This is a genomic window from Siphonobacter aquaeclarae, assembly GCF_900103285.1.
In the GTDB taxonomy this organism is placed as follows: Bacteria; Bacteroidota; Bacteroidia; order Cytophagales; family Spirosomataceae; genus Siphonobacter; species Siphonobacter aquaeclarae.
Map to the genome: position 1 here is coordinate 426351 of NZ_FNGS01000003.1, position 19372 is coordinate 445722.

The following is a 19372-nucleotide window of genomic DNA, read 5'->3' on the forward strand; positions in this document are numbered from 1 at the left end:
TGACTTATTTCCAGTGAGATGAAAATACTGTTCAATATTATTCTGGTTTTTCTGGCGATTGCCTTCATCTTTCCGAGGGTGATTCGCTGGGTATTCCGCCTTTTCCTCAACGACCAGTTCTCGAAAGCCGAGCGGGAGTTTATGCGGGAAAAGACCAATGCCCGCAAGCGCGAAGGAAAGGTCAATGTAGATTATTCTCCGCCTGCCCGGGAAGGGTATAAGGGGGGAGATTACATCGACTACGAAGAAGTCAAAGACTGAGTATGTCCGCTCAGTCTCTTTTTCGCGCGTTGTCCGGTCGCCTGACCGGTTTATACGATGGACAGGAAGCCAAGGCGATTGCTTACCTGGTACTGAAGGAGCAATTCGGGCTGGACCGCACTGCTGTTCTGACGGATCAGCCCGCTTCAGTCGACGGAGATACCTGGAGTACTCTTCTCGATCGCCTTCTTGCCGGTGAACCCGTTCAATATGTACTTGGCCGGGCCGACTTCTACGGTCGGTCTTTTTCTGTTACCCCTGCTGTACTTATTCCCCGTCCGGAGACGGAGGAGTTGGTCCATTGGGCCCTGCAATTACTGCCGGAAAGCGCGTCGGTTGTTGACCTTGGTACCGGAAGCGGCTGTATTGCCGTGTCTGTCGCTGCCGAGCGCCCGGATGCACGTGTCGAGGCCTGGGATATTTCGCAGGAGGCCCTGACCGTCGCGAAAGCCAATGCGGCTGCGTTGACTACTGCTGTCGGGTTTCATTTACGGGATATGCTCGATGAATCGACATGGCCGTCCGAAACCTTCGATGCCATTCTTTCCAATCCTCCTTACGTCAAAAACGAAGAGGCCGCCGGTATGCTGCCGCACGTACTCGATCACGAGCCACATCTGGCTTTGTTCGTTGAAGACAATGATCCTTTGCTTTTTTACCGGTCCATCGCCCGGTTTGCGGCAGGTCGCCTGCGGCCTTCGGGTTTCTGCCTGGTGGAAATCAACCAGGCGTTAGGCCCTGAAACGGCTGCTGCGTTTACTCAAGCCGGCTTTTCATCCGTCGAAATCCGAAAAGACCTGTCCGGCCGCGACCGGATGATTCTGGCCCGCCATTCCTCTTAATCAAACTCATCATGCGCGTTTTTTATACGATCGGACTGCTCGTTTTGTCGAATATTTTCATGACCCTGGCCTGGTATGGCCACCTTCAGTTCAAGAACTATCCACGATTGGCTCAACTAGGATTGATGGCGGTCGTGCTTATCAGCTGGGGGTTGGCATTTTTCGAGTACATATTTCAGGTCCCCGCCAACAAAATCGGGTACAAGGGTAATGGAGGGCCGTTTTCCCTTTTCGAACTGAAGACGATTCAGGAGGCCGTTTCGCTGATTGTTTTTATGCTGATTACCGTCTTCGTATTCCGGACGGAACGGCCGGCGTGGAACCACCTCGTCGGTTTCGGCCTCATCGTACTGGCCGTTTACGTGATCTTCCGGAAGTGGTAAGGTTGTATTTCCTGCCGTCTCTCCCTATTTTTCGAACCGAATCAATTCCTCCCGCCACATGGCCGATCTGCATTACTCCCGGAAAATAAAACACATGTTCGCCGAGATGGGCAAGGTCGTTGTCGGGCAGGAACGCCTCCTGAACCGCCTGCTGATCGGGCTCTTTACCGGGGGGCATGTATTGCTGGAAGGCGTGCCGGGTCTTGCCAAGACTTTGACCATCAATACATTGGCGCGGGTATTGGACCTCGACTTTCACCGTATTCAGTTTACGCCGGACCTGCTGCCTGCTGACCTCGTCGGGACGATGATCTTCGACCGGAAGATGGATGATTTCCGCGTCCGGAAAGGCCCGATTTTTGCTAACCTTATTCTGGCAGACGAAGTCAACCGGGCCCCGGCCAAGGTACAATCGGCCCTGTTGGAAGCCATGCAGGAAAAACAGGTAACCATCGGCGACTTTACCTTCCCGCTCGATAAACCGTTTTTTGTCATGGCCACCCAGAACCCGGTCGAGCAGGAAGGTACCTACCCGCTGCCTGAAGCACAGGTAGACCGGTTTATGATGAAGGTATTCGTCGATTACCTCGAAAAGTCCGACGAGCTGGAAGTCATGCGGCGGATGACGAATATGGAAGCCGTCTACGAGGCAAAACCTATACTGAGCAAGGAAGATATTGTAACAATCCGCAAGGAAATCAACCGGATCGCGATCTCCGAAACCCTCGAACATTACATTATCGAGCTGGTTTTCGCGACCCGCCGCCCGCTGCAATACGGTCTGAAAGACGAAGCAAAGTATATACAGTTCGGCGCTTCTCCCCGCGCCAGTATCGCTCTCAACCTCGGTGCGAAGGTACTGGCGTACTTCGACGACCGGGACTACGTTCTTCCCGAAGACATCAAAGAAATAGCACCCGATGTACTGAACCACCGGGTGCTGCTCAATTACGAAGCGGAAGCCGACGGTATCACCAGTCTGCAGGTGATCGATTCCATTCTCCGCCGGGTGGCCATCGGTCGGTAATTACTTGCTGATCTCCAGCATCGCCTTCACGGCTTTCAGGGCTTTGATCCGCGTTTCTTCCGGAACGTGGATTTCCGGCATTTCATAGTACATGCAATTGTACAGCTTCTCGAGGGTATTCATCTTCATGTACGGGCACTCCGAACACGCGCAGAAGTTGTTTTCGTTTGCCGGCGCCGGGATGATTACCTTGTCGGGGTTGGCGATCTTCATTTTGTGAAGAATACCTGCCTCGGTCGCGACGATGAATTTCTTGTGTTCCGACTTTTCGACAAATGTCAGAAGGCCTGTCGTACTGCCGACATAATCCGCAGCGAGAAGAATATCCTCCTTGCATTCGGGGTGGGCGATGAGAAGCGCGTCGGGGTTTTCGGCCCGCAGTTTCGCGAGTTTTTCCCGTGAGATATCGATGTGGACAATACAGGCGCCGTCCCACAGAATCAGTTCCCGGTCCAGCTTTTTCGACACAAACCGGCCGAGGTTGGCATCGGGTGCAAAGATGATCTGCTTGTCTTTCGGGATGGACTCAACGACTTTGAGCGCATTGGAAGACGTACAGATAATGTCCGTCATCGCCTTGATATCCGCCGAGCAGTTGATGTAACTGACGACCAGCGCATCCGGATACTGCGCCTTGAAAGCCGCAAATTCGGCGGCAGGGGCAGAATCAGCCAGGGAGCAGCCGGCATTGAGATCAGGGATGACAACCTTCTTGTTCGGGTTGAGGATTTTCGCGGTTTCCCCCATGAAATGCACCCCGCAGAAGACGATCATATCGGCCTGGGTCTGTTCGGCCGCCTGGGCGAGGCCGAGACTGTCGCCGACAAAATCGGCCAGGTCCTGGATTTCTCCGTCGACGTAGTAATGCGCCAGGATAACGGCGTTTTTCTCCTTCTTCATCCGGAGGATTTCCTCCTTCAGATCTATGTTTTTCGGGACCGAACGGCTGATGTAACCAATCTTGGTCACTTCCTGTTCGGGAGTCATCGGAAATACAGCAGGCATTTGATTCAGTTTTTTTGCTTCGAAGTAAAAATCTCTACCAGGCTTTCAGGCTCAGGTCCAGGCTGTTGACGTGGTGGGTCAGGGCGCCGACCGATACGTAATCCACGCCGCAAAGCGCATAGTCCCGGATGGTCGTTTCGTTGATTCCGCCCGAGGCTTCGGTTGGATACCGCCCGCCAACCCGACGGACGGCTTCCCGGAGGGTATCGTAGTCAAAATTATCGAGCATGATCCGGTGAACGGACTGGGATTCGCCTACCCGTAAAACCTCATCCAGCTCCGCGAGGTTTCGGACTTCGATCTCAATTTGCAAATTCCTTCCTGTTTCGCGGAGGTATGCGTTGGCCTTGGTAATGGCAGCCTCTATTCCACCGGCATAGTCAACGTGGTTGTCCTTGATCAGAATCATGTCATACAAGGCATACCGGTGGTTGACGGCGCCGCCGATGCGGGTAGCCCATTTCTCGCAGATACGGAAGTTGGGCGTTGTTTTCCGGGTGTCGAGGAGCTTGCAGGGAAGGTCGGCGATGAGGTCGGCCATGCTCCGGGTATAGGTTGCGATACCGCTCATGCGCTGCATGCAATTGAGGACGAGGCGCTCGGCTTTGAGGATGGACTGGGAGCGTCCCCCGACCGTCAGAACAATATCACCTTTTTTGATCCGGGCGCCGTCTTCGAGCAGGAGGTTGACCTGAAGGCCGGGATCTACCTGCTGAAAGATAAGGCCGGCAAGTTCGACACCGGCGAGAATGCCTTCGTCCTTGACGAGAAGGCGGGCGCGTCCGGCCGCGTCGGCGGGGATGGTGGCGAGTGAGGTATGGTCGCCGTCTCCGATGTCCTCTTCCAGGGCCAGGCGGATGAATTCGTGGATATCCTGTCCGTAAAGCATAAGCTGTTCATTTCCGGGAAAGTAGGGTGATTCCCGGTTTTTTTGGGGACGAAAGTAGTTATTTTTTCTTCGCGGTATGGGAACGTCCATTTATCGGAAAGACCATTCGGCCTTCCGGAATTTGTACGTTGGGAGAGAAGGCCCTTATTTTCCCTATCACAATCTTCCACCAGCATTCGATGAAGACAACCATTTGCTCCCGGTATCACGTCGGGTATTTCTGGGCGAATTACGCCAGCCTCGTTTTGATGCTGACCGGAGCAGGAATTGCAAGTCACTACATTTTCTGGTCGCACTATGGGCATACCAATACCGGGCAGCAGTTCTTTATGATTGCCGGCTCTTTTTGTGTGATTGTGGCTTGCTATGCCGTCTACTACGCCTTTCTGGGAAACCCGAAAATCCGGATGGATAAGGAATTTATTACGGTTGGTGACAGGACGTATCGCTGGGAAGACCTGGAGTCGACCCGACTCAATAGCCAGGTTTATACAGGTTATGGGACCGGTCGCGGCGTCGAACTCCATTTTTCCGGGAAAAGAAAAATCGCCTGGATAGCTGATTACTATGCCAATAGCGGGGAAATGCTGCGCTTTATTGAGGAGTGTATTCTGGGTGGAAGGGAGGAGCCGGAAGAAAGGCCCTTTATCCCTCCGATTTTTGCCGATAAACCGGAGGTGGAATGGAAGGGAGAACTGTTTTCCAGTATGTTTTTCTATTTGGCGCTATTTTTCGGTATGGTGGGGTTGATACCGTTTCTGCTTAAACGGTGGGATATGCTGCCGATATTGATTCCGGTGCTGATTGTCTGGATCGCATTCGGATACCAGCTCTTTTACGTCGGTCTGTCAGAAGGTCAGCTGATTGTCAAGAACTGGTTTTTCCCCTGGGTAGAGAAAGGATATCCCTTTCAGGACATCAGGCATGTGAGGTTTGAGTACCGCGGGCGTGACGTTTATACCCTCTACATAGAAACGTCGGACTACCGGTACCGACGCTTTCGCTGCGATACCTATACCGCAGAAACCCGCCGCAACCTCAAACGCCTTCTGACAGAAAAAGTCAGCTTCCGCGACGAAACCACCATCAATCCCGAACCGCCTTCCCCCGTAACGCACGAATAATCACCGCGAAATACTTGGCTCTCGGGAAAAAGTTTTATTTTCGTCCCCGCAAATGAAAACCCCCGGATCCATATCGCGCTGGCTGAGCCTGTTCCTGACAGGTGTGCTGCTTGTTGCTTCGGTAGCGGTGAAGGGCGTGTCTGCCCGGACCCTTCCGGTGGAGAAGGCACAGACGGAGAAAAAGGCCGTTCCGGCGCCCAAGGCGACGGTGCAGGCCATGTCTCCGATGGCAACGGTATCGGTGGCGGATTTCTCGTTTACGCAGGAATTCTACCTCCTTCCGCCCGCGGTATTCTCGTTTGAAGTACCCCGTTCGGAAACCGTATCCGCCGGTTCCTCTCCCTTTCTGCATACGTACCTGGAAGTGCTTTTTGAGCACGTGATCTCACCGAACGCCCCGTAGTGTCGGGCCGGTTTCCGGCTTCTTCATCCCTTTTCAGGGAAATCCGTATCCATTTTATTCCAAGTCATCATTTCAATTTCTACTATAAATGCAAAACCGTAGTGTAACGGTGGTGCTGACGGGCATTTTCGCTCTTCTGTGCCTCTACTACCTCTCGTTCACGTTCGTCTCTCAGGACTACAAAAAGAAGGCGACGGAGTACGCGACCAACCTGAAAGGTGAGGTCGACAAAGCCAAACGCCAGCGGTACATCGACTCTCTCTGGAAAGAAGATGTATGGCTGGGAAGTACCCTCCAGCAGGTAACCGAGCGCGAACTCAACCTCGGTCTTGACCTTCAGGGCGGTATGCACGTCATGCTGGAAGTTTCTCCGGTGGAAATCATCAAGTCCCTCTCCGGAAACAGCAAGGATCCGAAATTCCTCGAAGCCCTCGCTGCTACCCAGAAAGACCAGGCCAGCTCGCAGTCCAACTTTGTCGATGCGTTTGCCAGCAACTTCCGGAAACTGAACCCGGACAAGAAACTGGCCGACATCTTCGCGAACGCGGCGAACCGCGGCTCGATCAACTTCCAGACGTCTGACGGCGAAGTTGTCAAGATGATCAAAAAGGAAGTGGACGGCGCGATCGACCGTGCCTTCAAAATCATCCAGCAGCGGGTGGATAAGTTCGGGGTATCCAACCCGAACATCCAGCGGATTCCGGGAACGGGCCGTATTCAGGTGGAATTGGCCGGCGTAGACGATCCCGTCCGCGTCCGGAAGCTCCTTACCGGCGCTGCCAAACTCGAATTCTGCGAAGTATACGAACTGCAGGACTATGCTCCGGCCCTTGACGGTATCGGCGCTATCCTCCTCCAGGAAGAGCTGGAAGCGAAAGCGGCTGTAAAGGCTGCTCCTGCTGCTCAGAAATCCGCTGCTGATACGGCTGCCAAGGCTGACAATGGCCTGGCTTCTGCTCTGACGAAGAAAGATTCAGGCGCTGCCAAGAAAGACACCGCGAAATCGGCCAACGCCGGTACCGCGCTGACGAAGCTCTTCATCCCGATGCAGGATGCACTCGGTGTAGCCGTCCTGGATACGCCCCGCGTAAACGCACTCCTGGCCCGCCCGGACGTACGTTCCCTGCTCCCGACCGATCTCAACTTCGCGTATGAAGTGAAGCCCCGTGCCATCAACGGCAAAGACGTTATGGCGCTCGTTGCTGTGAAGCGCGGTCCGAACGGCGAAGCTCCCCTCGATGGTTCCGTGATCACCAACGCCTCTCAGGATTTTGACCAGAGCGGCCGCGTGGACGTATCCATGCAGATGAACTCCGAAGGCGCCCGCAAATGGAAAAACCTGACGGCTGCCAACGTAGGTCGCCGCATCGCGATCATCCTCGATGGATATGTGTACTCTGCACCGGTTGTAAACGGCGAAATCCCGAACGGTAACTCTTCGATCTCCGGTAACTTCACCATCGAAGAAGGACAAGACCTTGCCAATATCCTGAAGGCCGGTAAACTGCCTGCACCGACGAACATCGTCGAAGAAGCCATCGTAGGTTCTACGCTGGGTTCGGAAGCGGTTACCGCCGGTATTCTTTCTTCTGTAATCGGTCTGCTCGTGGTACTTGCCTTCATGGTCGCGTACTACAACCGTTCCGGTTTCATTGCTGATATCGCGCTGCTCATCAACCTGTTCTTCCTGATGGGTATCATGGCGTCTCTGGGCTCCGTTCTGACACTGCCCGGTATCGCCGGTATCGTTCTCTCAATCGGTATGGCGGTGGATGCGAACGTGTTGATTTTCGAGCGGATCAAGGAAGAGCTGGAACTCGGCAAGCCGTTGTCCATCGCGATTTCCGACGGTTTCAAGAACGCCCGTTCGTCTATCATTGACTCCAACGCCACGACGCTGCTCTCGGGTCTGATCCTGCTGTTCTTCGGTACCGGTCTGATCCTCGGTTTCGCTGTGACGCTGGTAATCGGTATTTTCACGTCTCTGTTTGCTGCCTTCTTTGTCAGCCGCGCGCTCCTTGAATTCTGGGTTGCAAAAGGCTGGAAGATCAACTTCTTCTCTAACCTGACAAAGAACTGGTTCAAGGATTCTTCGTTCGACTTCGTCTCAAAGCGTCGCCTTTACTACACGATTTCCTCCATCATCATCGGTGCGGGTATCGTATCCATCATCCTGAAAGGCTTTGGCCTCGGTGTTGATTTCAAGGGTGGCCGTACGTATGTCGTTCGTTTCGAACAGAGCATCAGCACGGACGAAATCCGTGACGCGCTCGAAGCTCCGCTGGGCGCCGCTCCGGAAGTGAAAACCTACGGTGGCAGTGGTATCGGCGGCAACCAGGTGAAGATCACGACGAGCTACCTCGTTGACCAGACGACGGTAGAAGCCGACCGCGAAGCCCAGGCGAAAGTCCTCCAGGGTGTAGCCAAGTTCGGTAAGGCCGAAGTACTCAGCTCTTCGAAAGTAGGTCCGACGATTGCGGATGACATGATCTTCTCGTCGCTCTATTCGATTCTGGCGGGTATTGCCGTGGTATTCGGCTACATCCTTCTCCGGTTCAAGAAGCTGGCGTTTGGGTATGGCGCGATGGTGGCGGTATCGCACGACGTTCTGATCATCCTCGCCATCTTCTCGATCTTCAACGGATTCCTGCCGTTCTCGCTCGACGTAGACCAGTCCTTCGTAGGCGCCTTGCTGACGATCATGGGGTACTCGATGAACGATACCGTCGTCGTCTTTGACCGCGTACGGGAATACCTCAGCGACAGCACGAAGAAGAACGAATCAATCCCGACGATTATCAATAATGCGTTGAACTCGACACTGAGCCGTACGGCGGTGACGGGTCTGTCGACGATGTTTGTACTCGTTGTCCTCTTCATCTTCGGTGGAGAAACGATCCGGGGCTTCTCGTTCGCCATGCTCATCGGGGTTATCGTAGGTACGTATTCCTCTCTGTTCGTGGCTACGCCGATCGTCGTAGACTTCCTTACGAAAGACCAGGAAAAGAAGAGTGTCGAGCCGAAAGCCCCCAAAGCTCCGGACAAGTTTGCCGTTCCTTCTCCCAAGGATTTCCTGATCGAAGGCGAAGAGCCCCAGCAGGACGCCGCTCCCGAAAAGGAGAAAAAAGTGAAGAAAGACCGCATCATCAAGCCGAAGCTGTAAGGTGATCAGTTGATAACCAAAAAGCGGGGCTGCCCTTTGGGCGGCCCCGCTTTTTGGTTGTTTTCGGTTTTCTGTCTTCAGTTTTCAGTTGGGAAGAGGAGCGACTTGCCGGGTCCAAGCGGACTAGCTATCTGAAAAGAGGCACGGTTATTGCCTGCCCAACTGAAAACAAAAAACCGAAAACCATGGGAGCGAGGTTAAGGCGGGTCGTCAGACCTGCCTCAACCTCGCTCCCACGTCTGGAAGGAGTAGGCGACAGCATGGCGATCATCCGCCGGGTGGTCTTCCTGTGCGGTGAGCTCGAAACCGAGGAAGTCGGGGAAATAGGCATCTCCCTCATAAGTGCCATGAATCAGGGTCAGGTATAGCACAGAAGCTCTTGGTATCGTTTCGGCGTAAATCTGGGCGCCGCCGAGAACGACGACCTCGTCTTCGTCTTTGTACCGGTCAAAGGCTTCTTCCATGCTGTGCACGACTTCGAAACCCGGATCAACCCGGTAGTTGAGCTGACTGGTCATGACGATGTTGCCGGCGTCCGACCAGATGCGGTCGGGCGTGTCATAGCTTTTCCGGCCCATGATGGTCTTCCGGCCTTTGACCAGGCGTTGAACATGAGCATGATCATTGGGCAGAAAAGGCCAGGGGAGGCGGCCATCGTTTCCGATGAGCCGGTTTTCGTCCATGGCTGCGACAATCAGGATACGCATAGAAGTAGAAAAGAAGCAGGCCTGCTCCGGCGGAACAGGCCTGCGGACTGAATAGGAACAGGTCTAAGCGGCTGCCATGACGAAGCGGTCGGCCGTTTCGTCCGGCTTGACGGAGAGCACGTTTGCCAGCGTCAGGGTAATCAGTGTTTTGGAAGCCATCCAGAGCGGAATATGGGCGATCCGGGAGAAATCCTCGACAGTGATTCCCGGATTTTCATCCAGGTACTTCATGAGCACCTGCTCTTTTCTGCCGTAGTTGAATTTCACGTCGCGGGCCCGGTTTTCCCATTTAAGGATCTGCCGGACTTCCTTGCTCGCCTGAATAGAGCGGTCGTTGACCCGTACGTAGGTCTTCTTTTCACCTTCCGGCTCCAGGCTGACGTGGTGCGGCCGGCGGTCGCTCTTCGGGATACGAAAAACGAGTACCTCGCGATCTTCTGCGACAGGTACTCGTTCGAGTGTGTATTCAATTTCTGGAAAGCAGTGCTTCTCGAGGGCCCGGCAGAGGATAAATTCATCGTCGTCGGCAAACTTCAGACCCGGAATCGATTTGTCATCCCCGACGCCGACCAGCAATGTGCCGCCGACCGTATTGGCGAAGGCCACAACCTCTCGGATAATCTTCTCTGGATGGGTCGCCTTTAACTTGAACTCCAGTCGCTCATTCTCTCCCTGTCTGACGAGTTCTTTTAGGGCTTTCAAATCCATGTTGCCCCGAATACTGCGGGTAGCGGTTTTTTCCGCCATCCCCCACCAGCCATCCTTCATGACGATTCGTAGTTAGAGGGTTTGTCAAATTTAACCAATCCACCAGAAGAACAATAGTTCGGCCGGAATAATTTTTTCGGAGAATAGAAGGTGCATTTACAGCGCAGAATTCAAACAAAAGAGGCTATTTTGTGTTTAGTGAGAGGAATAAATCCCGTCTGACAACATGGCCTGGTACTGGAATCTGCTGATCGCGCTGGCAACTTTTCTGCTGATGGAGGGCGTTGCCTGGTCGACGCACAAATACATCATGCACGGATGGCTGTGGTCCTGGCACGAAGACCACCACCGGCCTCACAAGGGCTTTTTCGAGAAGAACGATTATTTCGCGCTGGTGTTTTCCGCCATTGCCATTTTGCTCATCATTGCCGGAGCAAACGGCCGGCCGGCCCTGCTGTGGGCCGGTGTCGGGGTGACGGGTTACGGCCTCTTCTACTTTGTTTTCCACGACGTCATCGTCCATCGCCGCCTAAAAATCCGTTTTGTCGCCCGTTCCCGCTACATGAAGCGCATCATGCGCGCGCACTACATTCACCACAAAGTTCATACCAAAGAGGGCGCGCAGGCGTTCGGTTTTTTGTATGCGCCGAAGAGGTTTGAAGGCGGGAAGCTGTAGGGAATTGCTTTAAGCCATAGGCTATATGCATTAGGCAGGTGCTGCATGAATCATGTGTATAAGCAAAGAGAGCTCACCATTTCCGGTGAGCTCTCTTTGCTTATAGCCTAAAGCCTATAGCACCAGGCCGCCATTCAAACGCTTTATCGCTTCATCATCGGCGGTAATTTCATCTTTCCGTCCTGGACCTTATTCATGGTCTTCATCATCTTCCGCATTTCTTCGAATTGCTTCATGAGGTTATTGACCTGCTGGATAGAGGTTCCGGAACCCGTGGCGATCCGGCGGCGGCGCGAGCCGTCGATCAGATCGGGGTTTTTCCGCTCTTTCAGCGTCATAGAGCTGATGATGGCTTCGATGGGCTTGAAGGAGTCGTTGCTGATGTCGACGTCTTTCACAGCGCCGCCCAGCCCCGGGATCATGCCCATAAGGTCCTTGATATTCCCCATCTTCTTGATTTGCTGAAGCTGGGAGTAAAAGTCTTCGAAGTTGAACTGGTTCTGGCGGATCTGCTTGTTGATCCGGGCCGCTTCTTCTTCGTCGAACGCCTGTTGTGCACGTTCGACGAGGGAGAGGACGTCACCCATGCCGAGAATCCGGCTGGCCATCCGGTCAGGATAGAAGATGTCGAGGTCTTCCATCTTTTCGCCGGTAGACATGTACTTGATCGGCTTCTCGACCACGTGCCGGATCGAGAGCGCGGCCCCGCCGCGGGCATCGCCATCGAGCTTGGTAAGCACCACCCCGTCGAAATTGAGGCGATCGTTGAACGTCTTGGCCGTGTTGACAGCGTCCTGACCGGTCATGGAGTCGACGACAAACAGTGTTTCCGTCGGCTCGATGGCCTTTTTCACATTTTCAACCTCCTGCATCATGGCCTCGTCAATGGCGAGACGGCCGGCGGTATCGACGATGAGGACATTCTTGGAATTTTCCTTCGCGTATTTCAGCGCGTTTTTCGCAATCTGAACAGCGTCTTTGTTATCCGGCTCGGCGTACACTTCCACGCCGATCTGCTGACCGAGCGTCTGCAGCTGGGCAATAGCAGCGGGGCGGTAGATGTCGCACGCAGCGAGCAATACCTGACGGCCCTGCTTTTTGATGTTGTGAGCCAGTTTTCCGGAGAACGTCGTCTTACCCGAACCCTGGAGACCGGCGATGAGTACTACAGCCGGAGAGCCTTTCAGGTTGACGCTTTCGGCCTGACCGCCCATGAGCTCAGTCAGCTTGTCGTGGACAATCTTGACAAGCATCTGGCCGGGCTCAACGGCAATGACAATTTTCTGGCCGATGGCCTCCTCGCGGATCTGATCGGTGATGTCCTTGGCAACCTTGAAGTTAACGTCGGCATCGGTCAGGGCCCGGCGGATTTCCTTCACCGTCGAAGCAACGTTGACATCGGTAATCCGACCGCTGCCTTTCAGCGTCCGGATGGCTTTATTGAGTTTATCCTGAAGATTTTCGAACATAGTCGTAATCGCAAATCGTACCCGTCGGCGAAGGCCACGAAGACCGCAAAATGTGGCGCTACCCGTGTGGAAACCTCCGGTCTGAGAAGAAATTTTTGCAAAGGTATCTATTTCAGGGCACTAATCGGAAGCCGTCCGCGCAGATTATATTCTCAAACGGTGATTTTTGGGTCTTTCATTTTCCCCCGAGGTGGTTACCTTTGTGGCTCAATTCATTACCTGATTCTTTCCGACGTCTAATCATGCAGAAAATCAAAGTGGCCAACCCGGTCGTAGAACTCGACGGGGACGAAATGACCAGAATCATCTGGAAGTTTATCAAAGAGAAGCTTATTCTTCCCTACATTGATGTTGATATTAAGTATTACGACCTGGGAATCGAATACCGTGATGAGACAAATGACCAGGTAACGATCGATGCGGCTAACGCGATCAAGGAATACGGAGTAGGCATCAAGTGTGCGACCATCACGCCGGACGAAGCCCGCGTGAAGGAGTTCAACCTGAAGCAGATGTGGAAGTCTCCGAACGGTACGATCCGGAACATCCTCGACGGAACGGTATTCCGTGAGCCCATCGTCATCAAAAACGTGCCGCGTCTGGTTACGACCTGGACGTCACCCATCATCGTTGGCCGCCACGCTTTCGGCGATCAGTACCGTGCGACGGACTTCGTCGTTCCGGGCAAAGGCAAGCTCACGATGAAATTCGAAGGAGAAGACGGATCGGTTCAGGAATACGAAGTATATCAGTTCAAAGGCCCGGGCGTTGCCATGGGTATGTACAACACGGAAGAATCGATCATCGGTTTCGCCCGTTCCTGCTTCCAGGTAGGTCTCCAGAAAGGCTGGCCGGTATACCTGTCGACCAAGAATACCATCCTCAAAAAATACGACGGTCGTTTCAAAGACCTCTTCCAGGAAATCTTCGACGCTGAATTCGCTGAGAAATTCAAGGAAAAAGGGATCGTTTACGAACACCGCCTCATCGATGACATGGTTGCTTCTGCCCTGAAGTGGAGCGGCAGCTTCGTTTGGGCCTGTAAGAACTACGACGGCGACGTGCAGTCGGATACCGTCGCTCAGGGCTTCGGCTCACTTGGTCTGATGACGTCTGTTCTCCTGACGCCGAGCGGCACTGTCCTTGAGTCGGAAGCGGCTCACGGTACCGTAACGCGCCACTACCGCGAGCATCAGAAAGGTAACCCGACCTCTACCAACCCGATCGCTTCCATCTACGCCTGGACCCGCGGTCTGGCGTTCCGCGGTAAGCTGGACGGCAACCAGGAACTGGTTGATTTCGCCAACGCACTCGAAGAAGTTTGCGTTGAAACGGTTGAAGCCGGCAAAATGACGAAGGATCTCGCGGTAAACATCTATGGTAACAAGGTGAACCACGGCGAGCACTACCTCTATACGGAAGAATTCCTGGACGAACTCGACAAGGGTCTTCAGGTGAAACTCCGGAAATAACAACCGGAAGCATCCGGTCGTTTCGAAAGGACTGGTCTTCGGATCAGTCCTTTCTTTTCTTTAAAAGCCATGAAAAAACGGATTTTCGGATTCTGGCTGATAGCCCTCCTGTCTTCGCTTGCTACCTATGCGCAGCGGACGGTGACCATCGACGATAACACCGAGCAGCATATCTTCCGGGAAGGAGAGCTGGAGTGCCTGGAGGACTTTCAGGGATCTTATACCTTCCGGGACATCCTGCGTCCGGAGATCAGCGCACGGTTTCGGCCGAACCGGACGAATACGCCGCAAAACGACCGCCTTTCCTCGGCCTACTGGTACCGTATTTCCATCGATGCCGGGCGGCCTTCTTCCCGTGACTGGCTGCTCGAATTCTTCGATCAGACGATAGATGAGCTTTCCGCCTATGCCCCGGACGCTTCCGGCAGGTATACGGAGCAGGTCATGGGCGACAGCCGGCCGTTTCGTGACCGTACTTTTCGCCATAAGAACTTCGAGATAAAACTGCCTTACAAAGGCAAAGCGACCTATTATTTCCGGGTACGGTCGCACCAGACCGCCGATGTCATCATTGTACTTCGGTCGGTCAACCGGTTTGTGCAGTATGCGCTTGACGAATACATCCTGTTCGGGATTTTTTACGGGATGATCTTCGTCTTCAGCTTTTATAACCTGCTGATGTTCTTCGCGGTCCGGCAGGTGCAGTACCTGTATTATGTCCTCTATAACCTGTTTGTCGGGCTGTATGAAATGTGCGTCGACGGCATTGCCTACCAGTACCTCTGGCCCCGGTATGCCGAATGGAACCAGTATGCGTATGGAATAGCGCTGTATGGCGTGAGTGTGTTCGCGCTGTTATTCACCCGCAGTCTGCTGTTTACCCGCCGGAAGGCGCCTGGTATCGACAAGATTATTCTGGGTGTCCTGGCGGCCCGTACCGTCTTTTTTCTGTATTGTCTTTTGTGGAACCGGACACTGTTTAATTACAAGTTCCTGGAACTGATTCCGCTGGCCATTGCCTTCTACGCTGGTTTGTATGTGTACCGGCAGGGGTATCGACCGGCCCGTTTCTTCGTGCTGGGGTATGCGTTCCTGACGGCGGGATTTATCTATAAACTGCTCATCATGCTGCATTTCGAAGGGCTGAACTTCGGGGCGGTAACCTATTACAGCCTGAGTATCTGCTTTGTCATCGAGATGATTTGTCTGTCGTTTGCCGTGGGCGACAAGGTTCGCGTCCTCAAGCGGCAGAAAGACCTGAGCCAGCAGCAGACCATCCGCCAGATGGCCGTCAACCAGAAACTGAAGGATGCCCTCAATACCGAGCTGGAAGCCCAGGTCGAGGCCCGAACCAGCCAGGTGAAGCACCAGGCCGAAATCATTGAGGAAAAGAACCGCGAGCTGATGGCAATGAACGAGCTCCTGCGGGATCAGGCTTCGGAAATCTCCCGGATGAACGAACTTCTCCAGGAAGATAACCGGGTACTGCAAACCAATGTAGAGCAGGTTACACGGGCGCGGGTGCTGTCGTCGGAAGTGGATTTTGAGGAATTCAGCAAAATCTATCCCGATAACGAGAGCTGTTTCGAATACCTCGCCGGCCTGAAATGGCAGCAGGGGTATCATTGCCGGAAATGTGGAAACGATCACTATTTCCACGGGCACCTGCCGTTCAGCCGGCGCTGTACCAAATGCGGGTACGACGAATCGGCGATTGCCTACACGCTGTTGCAGAATACCAAAATACCCATTAACAAGGCCTTCTACATGATCTTCCTGATCTACACTACAAAAGGGAAGATATCCTCTCATAAACTCTCGCAGATTCTGCAAATCCGGCAAAGTACCTGCTGGTCGTTCGGTAACCGCATCCGAAAGATGATGGAGGAGAAAAAGCGGGAACCCGACCGCGGCGGTTGGAGTAAAATCGTCTACGATCCGGGTCGTGAAAGAGGAGATATCCCGGCAGATCTGGAAGAAATGCCGGGATAAGCGTGTTGCTTCCCGGATAGGTGCCATACTTTTCTCCAAAAAATCCAGTAGGAAACAGGCGTATCAAAAGAGGCGTCCCATATGGGGGCGCCTCTTTTGTTGCAGCCTGACAATCAAGGGTAAAGCTGACGTATCGTCTTTGTTATTCAAGCGTATCAATGATTTTATAACTATCTGTTAATCAATAGTTTATGTAAAAATATTTCTTGCTTTTCCATTACGCTCTGATATAGATTTGTTCCCAGAATTATTCAAACTTTTATTAGTAAAGTAGAGAATCCATGGCTAAAAAGCTTACGTTTTGGATGGTATGGCTCCTGCTGCTGACCGGTGCGGTACACGCACAGGATCTGACGGTCAGGGGAGTCATCCGGGATCAGAAAGGAGAAGTACTCCCCGGCGCAAATGTTCGGGTGAAGGGAACAACCCAGGGTACGGCAGCCGATGCCTCCGGCGCGTTTACCGTTCGCGTGCCGAACGGGCAGGCAACGCTGGTTGTATCGTTTACCGGGTATTTATCACAGGAAATTGCCCTCGCGGGCCGCACGCAGATTGATATCGTGCTGGCCGACGATCAGACAAACCTGAACGAAGTAGTGGTGATCGGGTACGGAACCCAGAAGCGGGGAGACCTGACGACGTCCATCGCGACGGTGAGTACCAAAGACATCACCGAGCGCCCGATTTTGCAGGCGGCGCAAGCCCTGCAGGGCAAGGCGGCGGGGGTACAGGTGACGCAGCCGTCCGGAAAGCCGGGAGCGGCCCTGTCGATCCGTGTCCGCGGAGCTACCTCCGTGCAGGCAGGTAATGAGCCGTTGTATGTGATCGACGGCGTGCCGACGACGGATACCCGTGACCTCAACGTCAACGACATCGAAAGCATGCAGGTACTCAAGGATGCTTCTTCGGCGGCGATCTATGGTGCCCGGGCGGCAAACGGGGTAGTCATCATCACGACGAAGCGCGGAAAGGCCGGCGACTCCCAGATCAATTTCAGCAGCTACTACGGGTTTTCCGACCTGTCGAAGAAGATCAACGTCCTCAATCCGCAACAATATGCCGATCTGATGGGCGAAATGGGGTATAAAGTCGACCTCACCGGCCCGAAGACCGACTGGACCAAGGAAGTATTCCAGAGCGGTCAAAACCAGAACTACCAGTTATCGTTTTCAGGCGGTACCGACAAGAGCCGGTACTTTGTATCGGGTGCGATTACGAAAGACGACGGTATCGTCAAGCCTGCCAGCTACAAGCGCTACAGCTTCCGGATGAACCTCGACAATCAGGTGAAGAGCTGGTTCAAGCTGTCTACCAACCTGATGTATTCCAATGTCAGCCTTAAGGACGTCAAGGACAACAACAACGCCGGGCGGAACGCCGTCATCCTGGGCGCGCTGGGCGCTCCTCCGACGATGGGCATCTACGAAAAGGACAGCCAGGGCCGGACACGCTTTACGATGAATCCGAACAAAGCCGGCTGGGATAACCCGCTGGCGGCGATTTACGGTCCGACCCAGGGCTCGCGCGATAACCGCCTCCTCGGAAACGTAACGGGCGATCTGACGCTGACGAAAAACCTGTTCGTACGGTCCAACTTCGGTGTTGATTACCTCAACCACAAATACGATTACTACGTCGACTACATCCAGACGACCGAAGGCCGGAATAACCACGGCCTGGCTCAATCCGAGAAATCCAACTCGTTTACCTACCTCTGGGAAAACACGGTCAACTACGAGAAGAGCATCGGAAAGCATACGTTTTCCGCCCTGGCAGGGATGACGGTACAGGACAACAAGTGGAATACCTCCTACATCGCCGGGCGCGATTTCCCGGAAGATCCCACGGTAAAAACCCTGAATGCCGCCAACGTCATTTCAGACGCATACACAACCGAAACCGAGTGGTTCCTTAATTCCTACATCGGCCGGGTGATGTACAACTATGACAGCAAGTACCTCCTGACGGCGAATTTCCGGGCAGATGGTTCGTCTAAACTCGCTAAAAACCACCGCTGGGGCTACTTCCCGTCGGTATCAGCGGGCTGGCGTATTTCCGCTGAGCCGTTCATGCAGAACGTAAAGGCCATCAACGACCTGAAACTCCGCGGAAGCTGGGGACAGAACGGTAACCAGGAAGGACTTTCAAACTATGCTTCCTATGGGCTGAACGGCTATACCCGCCGGACGCCGACCGACCCTCCGTCTGGCCCCGGTATTACCCGGCCGGACTATGCGCCGAACCCGGATCTGAAATGGGAAACGACGACCCAGACCAACATCGGTATCGACCTGGCACTGTTTAACTCGCGCCTGACAGTGACTGCGGATGCCTATCTCAAGAAGACAAAAGATCTGCTCCTGAATGTACCCCTGCCCAATACGAGCGGATACTCTTACATTCCGCGCAACTCAGGCAGTATTGAAAACAAAGGGCTTGAATTTGTCGTGTCTTCGGTCAATATGGACAAAGGCGCTTTCCGGTGGACGACGGACTTCAACATCGCCTTCAACCGGAACAAAATCACGAACCTGGAGCTGAACAATATCTACCGGTACGCTGCCGTCGAAGGCCGCAGCGATCAGATTATCATTCTGCAAAAAGGCCTCGCACTCGGTACCTTCTACGGGTATGTAGCAGAAGGAGTCGATCCGGAAACGGGCAATATGAAGTACAAGGATGTGGATGGCAACGGGCAGCTGACGCCGTCTGACCGTACGGTCCTGGGTTCTGCGCAGCCGAAGTTTACCTATGGGATGAACAACAACCTGAGCTACAAAAACTGGTCGCTGTCATTCCTCTTCCAGGGATCGTACGGAAACAAGGCGTTCAACGCGTCCCGCCTCGAAACGGAGGGGATGTATGATTCGAAGAACCAGTCGACCGAAGTACTCCGTCGCTGGAAAACCCCCGGACAGATCACGGATATTCCGAAGGCAACAGACGGTAACGTCTACAATTCAATGATTTCTTCCCGTTTTGTGGAAGACGCCTCCTACCTAAGGCTGAAGAGCGCGACGTTGTCCTATGGCCTCGACAAAGAGGTTGCCAACCGCCTCAAGCTGGCCCGCGCGTCTGTGTACCTGACAGCCCAGAACCTGTTCACGCTGACGAAATACAAAGGTTTTGATCCGGAAGTGAACGCTTTCAACGGCGGTGGCGCGACCCTCGGCATCGACTACGGAACTTACCCGGTAGCCCGCGCCTTTATCGTCGGCCTGAATGTGTCCTTTTAATTCGTTATCCAGAAA

Annotated in this window: 16 protein-coding genes; 11 read left to right on the top strand and 5 right to left on the bottom strand. The window is 53.8% G+C overall.

Translation table 11 applies throughout. The annotated features are described in order from the left end of the window. Positions 1–18 precede the first annotated feature (18 nt). From BLR09_RS08945 to BLR09_RS08960, 4 genes are read left to right on the top strand one after another with little or no spacing between them, the layout of a single operon-like run. Positions 19–261 carry a hypothetical protein gene (locus BLR09_RS08945; protein ID WP_093200633.1) on the top strand — a complete coding sequence of 81 codons (243 nt, stop codon included), beginning with the start codon at positions 19–21 and terminating at the stop codon, positions 259–261. Positions 262–263: 2 nt separating this feature from the next. Then, on the top strand, positions 264–1103 hold the full coding sequence (gene prmC / locus BLR09_RS08950) for a peptide chain release factor N(5)-glutamine methyltransferase (RefSeq protein WP_093200635.1): 840 nt from the start codon (positions 264–266) through the stop codon (positions 1101–1103). An 11-nt stretch (positions 1104–1114) separates the two neighbouring features. Further along, positions 1115–1486 (top strand): DMT family protein, encoded by a 372-nt coding sequence (locus tag BLR09_RS08955; protein WP_093200638.1) that lies wholly within the window; start codon positions 1115–1117, stop codon positions 1484–1486. Positions 1487–1544: 58 nt separating this feature from the next. Further along, positions 1545–2513, top strand: a complete 969-nt coding sequence (locus tag BLR09_RS08960; protein WP_093200640.1) for an AAA family ATPase — start codon at positions 1545–1547, stop codon at positions 2511–2513. On the opposite strand, the gene nadA is transcribed toward BLR09_RS08960, so the two are convergent. Further along, positions 2514–3500: a quinolinate synthase NadA gene (gene nadA / locus BLR09_RS08965; RefSeq protein WP_093201422.1), complete on the bottom strand. Its 987-nt coding sequence runs from the start codon at positions 3498–3500 to the stop codon at positions 2514–2516. It abuts the gene before it with no gap. 52 nt (positions 3501–3552) lie between these two features. Beyond that, positions 3553–4407, bottom strand: coding sequence for a carboxylating nicotinate-nucleotide diphosphorylase (gene nadC / locus BLR09_RS08970; protein WP_093201425.1), 855 nt, complete (start codon positions 4405–4407; stop codon positions 3553–3555). Positions 4408–4586: 179 nt separating this feature from the next. Here nadC and BLR09_RS08975 point away from each other — a divergent pair, with 179 nt between their 5' ends. The 3 genes from BLR09_RS08975 (at position 4587) to secDF (ending at position 9097) form a co-directional block, all read left to right on the top strand. Further along, positions 4587–5531, top strand: a complete 945-nt coding sequence (locus BLR09_RS08975) for a hypothetical protein (protein WP_093200643.1) — start codon at positions 4587–4589, stop codon at positions 5529–5531. Positions 5532–5583: 52 nt separating this feature from the next. Then, on the top strand, positions 5584–5934 hold the full coding sequence (locus tag BLR09_RS08980) for a hypothetical protein (RefSeq protein ID WP_093200646.1): 351 nt from the start codon (positions 5584–5586) through the stop codon (positions 5932–5934). A gap of 88 nt (positions 5935–6022) precedes the next feature. Next, complete coding sequence (gene secDF / locus BLR09_RS08985) at positions 6023–9097, top strand: protein translocase subunit SecDF (protein WP_093200648.1); 3075 nt, start codon at positions 6023–6025, stop codon at positions 9095–9097. Between the two features lie 221 nt (positions 9098–9318). Here the strand turns inward: secDF and BLR09_RS08990 are convergent, their stop codons facing one another. Together BLR09_RS08990 and BLR09_RS08995 are read right to left on the bottom strand one after the other, a co-directional pair. Beyond that, positions 9319–9804 carry a dihydrofolate reductase gene (locus tag BLR09_RS08990; RefSeq protein ID WP_093200650.1) on the bottom strand — a complete coding sequence of 162 codons (486 nt, stop codon included), beginning with the start codon at positions 9802–9804 and terminating at the stop codon, positions 9319–9321. A 63-nt stretch (positions 9805–9867) separates the two neighbouring features. Continuing rightward, on the bottom strand, positions 9868–10572 hold the full coding sequence (locus BLR09_RS08995) for an AlbA family DNA-binding domain-containing protein (protein WP_245689889.1): 705 nt from the start codon (positions 10570–10572) through the stop codon (positions 9868–9870). 166 nt (positions 10573–10738) lie between these two features. Between BLR09_RS08995 and BLR09_RS09000 the strand changes: the two genes are divergently transcribed. Beyond that, positions 10739–11188 (top strand): sterol desaturase family protein, encoded by a 450-nt coding sequence (locus BLR09_RS09000; protein ID WP_093200653.1) that lies wholly within the window; start codon positions 10739–10741, stop codon positions 11186–11188. A gap of 143 nt (positions 11189–11331) precedes the next feature. Here BLR09_RS09000 and ffh read toward each other — a convergent pair whose 3' ends face one another. Further along, the gene (gene ffh / locus BLR09_RS09005) at positions 11332–12657 is read right to left on the bottom strand and encodes a signal recognition particle protein (RefSeq protein WP_093200655.1); all 1326 of its coding nucleotides are present in this window, start codon (positions 12655–12657) and stop codon (positions 11332–11334) included. Between the two features lie 242 nt (positions 12658–12899). Between ffh and BLR09_RS09010 the strand changes: the two genes are divergently transcribed. The 3 genes from BLR09_RS09010 (at position 12900) to BLR09_RS09020 (ending at position 19357) form a co-directional block, all read left to right on the top strand. Beyond that, a complete protein-coding gene (locus BLR09_RS09010; protein ID WP_093200658.1) occupies positions 12900–14129 on the top strand; it encodes an NADP-dependent isocitrate dehydrogenase in 1230 nt (409 codons plus the stop codon). Positions 14130–14198: 69 nt separating this feature from the next. Beyond that, positions 14199–16121 carry a 7TM diverse intracellular signaling domain-containing protein gene (locus BLR09_RS09015; RefSeq protein ID WP_093200660.1) on the top strand — a complete coding sequence of 641 codons (1923 nt, stop codon included), beginning with the start codon at positions 14199–14201 and terminating at the stop codon, positions 16119–16121. A gap of 281 nt (positions 16122–16402) precedes the next feature. Next, a complete protein-coding gene (locus tag BLR09_RS09020) occupies positions 16403–19357 on the top strand; it encodes a SusC/RagA family TonB-linked outer membrane protein (protein ID WP_245689890.1) in 2955 nt (984 codons plus the stop codon). Positions 19358–19372: the final 15 nt, after the last annotated feature.

Excerpts from the sequence above, each read along its gene's own strand:
- BLR09_RS08945 (WP_093200633.1), top strand. The coding sequence starts at position 19 with ATGAAAATACTGTTCAATATTATTCTGGTTTTTCTGGCGATTGCCTTC.
- prmC (WP_093200635.1), top strand. The coding sequence starts at position 264 with ATGTCCGCTCAGTCTCTTTTTCGCGCGTTGTCCGGTCGCCTGACCGGT.
- BLR09_RS08955 (WP_093200638.1), top strand. The coding sequence starts at position 1,115 with ATGCGCGTTTTTTATACGATCGGACTGCTCGTTTTGTCGAATATTTTC.
- BLR09_RS08960 (WP_093200640.1), top strand. The coding sequence starts at position 1,545 with ATGGCCGATCTGCATTACTCCCGGAAAATAAAACACATGTTCGCCGAG.
- nadA (WP_093201422.1), bottom strand. The coding sequence starts at position 3,500 with ATGACTCCCGAACAGGAAGTGACCAAGATTGGTTACATCAGCCGTTCG.
- nadC (WP_093201425.1), bottom strand. The coding sequence starts at position 4,407 with ATGCTTTACGGACAGGATATCCACGAATTCATCCGCCTGGCCCTGGAA.
- BLR09_RS08975 (WP_093200643.1), top strand. The coding sequence starts at position 4,587 with ATGAAGACAACCATTTGCTCCCGGTATCACGTCGGGTATTTCTGGGCG.
- BLR09_RS08980 (WP_093200646.1), top strand. The coding sequence starts at position 5,584 with ATGAAAACCCCCGGATCCATATCGCGCTGGCTGAGCCTGTTCCTGACA.
- secDF (WP_093200648.1), top strand. The coding sequence starts at position 6,023 with ATGCAAAACCGTAGTGTAACGGTGGTGCTGACGGGCATTTTCGCTCTT.
- BLR09_RS08990 (WP_093200650.1), bottom strand. The coding sequence starts at position 9,804 with ATGCGTATCCTGATTGTCGCAGCCATGGACGAAAACCGGCTCATCGGA.
- BLR09_RS08995 (WP_245689889.1), bottom strand. The coding sequence starts at position 10,572 with ATGAAGGATGGCTGGTGGGGGATGGCGGAAAAAACCGCTACCCGCAGT.
- BLR09_RS09000 (WP_093200653.1), top strand. The coding sequence starts at position 10,739 with ATGGCCTGGTACTGGAATCTGCTGATCGCGCTGGCAACTTTTCTGCTG.
- ffh (WP_093200655.1), bottom strand. The coding sequence starts at position 12,657 with ATGTTCGAAAATCTTCAGGATAAACTCAATAAAGCCATCCGGACGCTG.
- BLR09_RS09010 (WP_093200658.1), top strand. The coding sequence starts at position 12,900 with ATGCAGAAAATCAAAGTGGCCAACCCGGTCGTAGAACTCGACGGGGAC.
- BLR09_RS09015 (WP_093200660.1), top strand. The coding sequence starts at position 14,199 with ATGAAAAAACGGATTTTCGGATTCTGGCTGATAGCCCTCCTGTCTTCG.
- BLR09_RS09020 (WP_245689890.1), top strand. The coding sequence starts at position 16,403 with ATGGCTAAAAAGCTTACGTTTTGGATGGTATGGCTCCTGCTGCTGACC.